Annotated in this window: 4 protein-coding genes and 2 pseudogenes; 3 read left to right on the forward strand and 3 right to left on the reverse strand. The window is 40.0% G+C overall.

Going from position 1 to position 6,629, the window contains the following annotated elements:
- The 3 genes and pseudogenes from Q0X89_RS02300 to Q0X89_RS02310 all read right to left on the reverse strand — a co-directional run.
- Positions 1–842 (reverse strand): annotated as a pseudogene (locus Q0X89_RS02300) (dehydrogenase); the annotation flags it as partial.
- A 64-nt stretch (positions 843–906) separates the two neighbouring features.
- Positions 907–2,244: a gluconate:H+ symporter gene (locus Q0X89_RS02305; RefSeq protein WP_297690995.1), complete on the reverse strand. Its 1,338-nt coding sequence runs from the start codon at positions 2,242–2,244 to the stop codon at positions 907–909.
- 12 nt (positions 2,245–2,256) lie between these two features.
- A pseudogene (locus tag Q0X89_RS02310) lies at positions 2,257–3,932 on the reverse strand (IlvD/Edd family dehydratase).
- Between the two features lie 376 nt (positions 3,933–4,308).
- Between Q0X89_RS02310 and Q0X89_RS02315 the strand changes: the two are divergent.
- From Q0X89_RS02315 to Q0X89_RS02325, 3 genes are all read left to right on the forward strand, one after another.
- Positions 4,309–5,322, forward strand: a complete 1,014-nt coding sequence (locus Q0X89_RS02315) for a sugar phosphate isomerase/epimerase (RefSeq protein WP_297690996.1) — start codon at positions 4,309–4,311, stop codon at positions 5,320–5,322.
- Positions 5,323–5,343: 21 nt separating this feature from the next.
- Positions 5,344–6,129, forward strand: coding sequence for an SDR family oxidoreductase (locus Q0X89_RS02320; protein ID WP_297690997.1), 786 nt, complete (start codon positions 5,344–5,346; stop codon positions 6,127–6,129).
- A 196-nt stretch (positions 6,130–6,325) separates the two neighbouring features.
- Positions 6,326–6,629, forward strand: a 304-nt coding sequence (locus Q0X89_RS02325; protein ID WP_297690998.1) for an FAD/NAD(P)-binding protein, incomplete at its 3' end; no start/stop codon positions are given.

Raw genomic sequence — 6,629 nt, forward strand, 5'->3', positions numbered from 1 at the left:
GTTCCCGGAACATAACCTCGGTTTACAGCCGTATTACTTCTTATCGGATATATAATGCGTTCACGGGTCAGGCCATGATCTATTCCGGTACTACTTTTATGATTTTTATTCCGTTGGAGCATATTAGGAGGGACAAGATCTGCATGTAATTGTGACCAGTTGTAATTATAATACAGGCGTCCTGAATTATCGTGGCAAATTCCCCATTGCCCTCGGAACTCCGTTTCTTCTTTGATCCATTCCGAATCAATTTTCCTGTAGCGGCTTTTAGATTTTGCATTGTAATACCAATTGTCCATGCCTCTCCATAAGCCATTGGCCGAATGCTCGGGCATTCCATGACCGCCATAAGTAGGATCTATCAATATTTTTTTATCTGCTTTAAAATCCCCATCTGTATCCTCAGCAAACCAAAGTGGAATATTTTCCGCAACAAGCGCTCCTCCATTTACGACGGCAATTGCTCGTGGAAGTACAAGGCTATCCAGAAATACGGTACTTGTATCCATTTGTCCGTCCCCGTCATTATCAAATAATACACTAACTCTTCCTATGGGATCATTTTCTCCGGCACCATCAATATCCTGCATAAAACCAATCATTTCAACCACCCATAGTCTGCCGCCTTCATCAAAAGAAATTGCTACAGGATCTTGAACCAGAGGCTCAGCTGCCACCAGTTGAATTTCCAGTTCGGAATCTGCCAGCTCAAAGGATTTAAGGGCTTCAGAAGGTGATAAAGGGGGAGAAGGTTCTTTTTTGCAACTATACAGAATCACTATCAGTACCGCAAAAGGCAATAGTCTTAATAGTCTATAGAATAATTTAATTTCTCCACACATAGCACTCTAAAATACGATTTTTATGTTTTTAAAAGTACCAACTAACATTCGAGAATCATTTTTCTTATACAATAAAGGATGCTATATAAACCAATAATGCAGCAAATGACCCTACAATAAAAGTCCCTAAAGTATATACTTTATAACCGGTTTTTACATCAATACCTGAAAATTGAGTAAGGATCCAAAATCCGCTGTCGTTTGCATGAGAAACTACCATTGCACCTGCACCAATGGCTGATACAACCAAAGCCTTGTCTATCTCGGTGGACGCACCGAGGGTAAAAAATAATGGAGCTATAATTGACGCCGTAGTAATTAAGGCAACTGTAGAAGATCCTTGAGCGGTTTTAATGGCGGCACACAACATAAAAGGTAACCAAATTCCCAGATTAGCTGTAGAGAGTGTATCAGCAAGGGTAGTGGCTATACCACTATTTTGTAAAATGGTACCAAAGATTCCACCGGCACCCGTGATAAGGATTATATTTGATGCATCTGTAAGGGCCTGGCCCACCCATCCTGTGGTAGATAATATGGTTTTATCCCACTTCCTGGGAAGCAAGAAAGCGAAAAGCATTCCAATTATTAATGCAATTACCGGAGATCCAACAAAAGATATAAACTTAACCCAAGCGGTCTCTGCCTGGCCTTCACTCAAATTAAATTCAGCAAGAGATTTTCCTACAATTAACAGAATGGGGATTAATATGGGCAAGAACGATTTAAATGCACCTGGGGCCTTTTTAATTTTTTCCTGAATCTCATCCTCAGAAATATCAGGATTTGGGTCTATATAATGCTTGCGGCCCATTTTCTTACAATAAAAAACTGCCACGACAAGGGATAAAATACCAATGATAAGCCCAATCAACATAACGAGTCCTACATCAGCTCCAATAATTCCCGCAGCTGCTATAGGCCCGGGAGTAGGAGGTACCAGAACATGGGTTATCATGAGCCCCAGAATTAAGGCGGTGGCTGTTCCAACTATAGATAATCCGGCCCTTTTGGAAAGGCTTTTATTCAAAGGGTTAAGGATAATAAACCCACTATCTGCAAATACAGGGATAGATACCACAAAACCAACCAAACCCATAGCTTCATGCACACGCTTTTTTCCTATAATTTTTAGGATTATTTCCGCCAACTTAAAGGCACCACCCGAGTGCTCAAGAAATGCACCTATGATAACCCCCAGGACAATGACCACGCCAATTTTCCCCAGGGTAATCCCAAATCCATCATTTATAGATTTTACTACCATATCCAGTTCCATTCCTGAAAGCAAACCAAAAAATAGGGCAGCACCAAGCAGCGCTAAAAATGGGTGAACATTTAATTTTGCTGTGAGCAATACGATGATTACAACACTTAATAGGAGTAATAAAATGGATATCATAAAGTGATTGGTTTAGTGTGCATCCCGCTTTACTATGGAACTTGATTTTCCTACTAAAAAATCAAGATCAGCACCCAGATGAGCCTGTTGCACGGTTTTTATATATAAGTTGGTATATCCTCTGTTGGAGACCGGTTCAGGAGGTGTCCAGGCAGCCCTGCGTTTTACGAGCTCCGATTCTTCTACTTCCAAATGCAGTTTTCGGTTTGGAACATCAAGGACAATATAGTCACCTGTTTGCACAAGACCTAAAACCCCGCCTATTGATGATTCAGGAGAAACATGTAAGATAACAGTGCCAAATGCTGTGCCACTCATTCTGCCATCTGAGATGCGAACCATGTCCTTTATGCCTTTTTTTAAAAGCTTTTCGGGTAGGTCTACGTTGCCCACTTCTGGCATACCGGGATAGCCAACCGGTCCGGCCCCTTTCAGCACAATTACACTGTTTTCATCTATTTCCAAATCGGGCCTATCTATATTGGCATGGCAATCTTCAATGTTTTCGAATACACAGCGCCATCTTCGCATAGGTTGCCGTATAGTACAGCAATCCCTGCTTCTTCAATAAAGGGGTTATCTATTTGCGCAATTACTTCGGTATTATAACATTCCGCTTTTTTATTATTATCCCCAATTGGTTTGCCATTAACTGTTAAAGCATTGTTATGAAGATGTTCTTTCATTTGCTTGATAACTACAGGTAACCCACCTGCATCAAAAAAGTCTTCCATCAGGAATTTTCCGGACGGCATAAGATTCACCAATAACGGTATTTTACTACCAAGAGTGTCAAATTCTTTTAAGTTAAGCGGGACACCAATTCTTCCTGCAATCGCTTGCAGATGAATTATAAAATTTGTGGAACCTCCAATAGCTGCATTTAATTTTATTGCATTTTCAAAAGCTTCGCGTGTAAGGATCTTAGATAATTTAAGGTCTTCTTTAACCATTTCAACTATTCGTCTCCCCGATAGCTGAGCCATCACCTTTTTGCGTGAATCAACAGCAGGGATAGCAGCAGCACCCGGTAAGGTTAATCCAAGAGATTCAACCATACAAGCCATGGTGGAGGCTGTACCCATGGTCATGCAATGTCCTGCACTTCGTGCAGAACAGATCTCTGCTTCTATTTGATCCTCAGGTGTAAAACCTTCGTTCTTAATCTTGTCTTTTAAAGTCCATACAAAGGTACCTGACCCTATTCGTTCTCCTTTGTATTTTCCATTGAGCATTGGTCCTCCGGGAACCACTATAGTGGGGAGATCAACACTGCAGGCGCCCATTACCGTAGATGGAGTGGTCTTGTCACATCCTGTAAGAAGTACAACCCCATCAAGGGGGTTTGCACGGATACTTTCCTCGGTATCCATACTTGCCAGGTTCCTGAAAAGCATTGCCGTGGGCCGCATTAGAATTTCTCCCATACTGGTGACGGGGAATTCAAAAGGAACTCCTCCGGCTTCAAGAACCCCCTTTTTAACAAACTCGGCAAAATCTCTTAAGTGGCCATTACAAGGAGTTAGTTCAGACCAGGTATTACAAATACCAATTACAGGTCTTCCATTGAAATAATCATTGGGATACCCCTGATTACGAAGCCATGACCTGTGAATAAAAGCAGATTTTGGATCTCCTGGGTTAAACCAATCTTCACTCCTCAATCTTTTTTGTTTATCTTTTTCCATTAGTTGATATTTCTTAAGGCAATACCTTTAATTTTAAACTAGCCCGAATCATTTATATGGAAATCAAGGTATCATCTTTAATGCAGTTAACAAAATGGATTTTACATTTATTTCTAATCTACAGTCTTTTTATGTAAATATTTATAAGGACTGAAAATCTTTTGTTACTTTTAGTTGAATGGTTCTGTACCGTTTTTATGAAATGTAGAGTATGCTGCTAATAACTTGTAGTACTGGTTTTATGTGTAATTTGAGTAAAGCACATGATGTCATTTTAAATAGATCACATTAATATAATCGACAATAGATAATTAGACTAATGAAGCGAAGGAGTTTTATAAAAAAAAGCGGATAAGCAGGATTGTTAACTATGTCCATGCCCATAATTCCTACCTTTTCCACCATAGTTTCCGAGATGCGCTTTGGAATTGCAGAGGCCTCTTATGTGCAACGCAGGTATGCAAAATTGAACAGTAAAATCTATCCCCCTTTTACAGATTCTTTGCAAATGATTGAGCACTGCAGTTCTGCCGGATTTGGCGGCGTACAGTTCAGTGTTAGCGGTTGGGACATAGCCTATGCCCAAAAAGTAAAAAAAAGAGTTGAGGAATTGGAGCTCTTTTTTGAAGGCCAGATTAGATTGCCTAAAGACAATTCGGACCTTCAACGGTTCACAGCCGAAGTGTCGGCGGCTAAAGAAGCCGGAGCAGATGTCATTAGAACGGTATGCCTATCTGGCCGAAGATATGAGACATTCAATACAATGAGTGCTTTTCGTGAATTCAGGACAAAATCAATAAGTTCTCTAAGGTTGGCGGAACCCGTAGTTCGCAAATTAGGCGTTAAGCTTGCGGTTGAGAATCATAAGGATTGGCGGATTGCAGAAATGATTGAGATACTAAAGCTTATTGATAGCGAGTGGGTAGGGGTGACCCTGGATACCGGCAACAATATCTCTCTGCTGGAGGATCCTATGGATGTTGTAGAAGCTCTTGCACCTTATGCCTTTACGGTTCATTTAAAGGATATGGCAATAGAGGAATATGAAGATGGATTTCTACTGGCAGAAATTAATTTGGGGGAAGGATTTTTGGACATAGACAAAATGATTACTATTATCAAGAAACATAATCCGGATATTCGTTTTAATCTGGAAATGATAACCAGAGACCCATTGAAAATACCGTATTTAACTGAAGGTTTTTGGGCAACTTTTGATGAAATTCCTGCCAGTGAGCTGGCCGGATTTCTTTATAAGATTAAAAAAGAAGAAAGTTCGCTGCCCTTGACTGTGGTATCCAAGAACCCTGCAGATGAGATATTGGCTCTGGAAATTGCAAATAACAAAGCGTCTCTAAAATATGCCAGGCAGCGCCTGGGTTTTAGTTAGTAACATCCAAATACCAAAAATATGAAAGAAACACCTTTACCTGGAATTAACCAATTTAATATGAAGGGCCGAACAGCAATGATCACCGGAGGTTCTAAAGGACTCGGATTAGCTATGGCTGCCGGGTTGGCATCTGCAGATTGTTCCATTGCTTTGGTAAACAGAAATTTAGATGAAGGCACAATTTCAGCAGCAAAACTTACTAAAGATTTTGGTATAAATGCCAAAGCCTATTCTGCGAATGTTACTAATTTAAAACAGGTAGAGGCCGTTGTTAAGGAGATTGAAAACGATTTTGGCAAAATAGATATTCTGATTAACAGTGCAGGGATTAATATCAGAGGGGCCATAGATGAGTTAAGTCCCGAGGATTTTGATCAGGTGATGAAGGTTAATGTAGAGGGCACCTGGAATACTTCCCGCGCAGTTACTCCTATGATGAAAAAAAATAACTACGGTAGGATTATAAATATGGCAAGCACCCTGGGATTAGTAGGTTTAGCTAATCGTACTCCTTATGCAACCAGCAAAGGAGCTGTTGTTCAGATGACCAGGGCCTTGGGGTTAGAGCTGGCTCCTTTTAATATTACAGTAAATGCCATATGTCCGGGGCCATTTTTAACGGAAATGAATATCCCCATTGCGAATACTGATGAAGCGAAAAATTTCATTGTAGGGGCAACAGCCGTGGGCCGTTGCGGGGAATTAAAGGAAATTCAGGGCGCAGCAATATTTTTAGCCAGTGATGCAGGCAGCTATATGGTAGGTTCTATGCTTACCGTAGATGGCGGTTGGACTGCGAAATAATCATCCCTATATATTAAGAATTCCTGGATAGGTGCCAATTCTTTAAAACTTACTTTCTTTCACTATTAAGTAACCCATGTTACACAAGTCGTGTTTATGACTTTTGTCATATTATACAGTACTTCCTATAATTAATTTTACACCACTTAATACAGGTAAACAAGTCTTGTATTAAAACTAAATAAGGTAAATAGTTATGAAAAACGTAGTAATTTTAGGCGCAGGAACTTCCGGAACAATGATGGCCAATCATTTGGAATCTACACTACCCAAAAAGGAATGGAAAATTACCATTGTAGACCAACATAAAACACATTATTATCAACCGGGGTTCTTATTTCTTCCTTTTGATATTTATACTACAAAACAGGTTAAGAAAAAAGGATCCAAGTTTTTACCTAAAGGTGTAAACTACATCCAGGAAAGAATAGATTTAATAGTGCCAGAGAACAATAAGGTGCTTCTTGCAGATAGCCGGGAGTTATCCTATGATATTTTAA

Origin of the sequence: uncultured Eudoraea sp., from assembly GCF_947258525.1 — a bacterium.
Classification (GTDB): domain Bacteria; phylum Bacteroidota; class Bacteroidia; order Flavobacteriales; family Flavobacteriaceae; genus Eudoraea.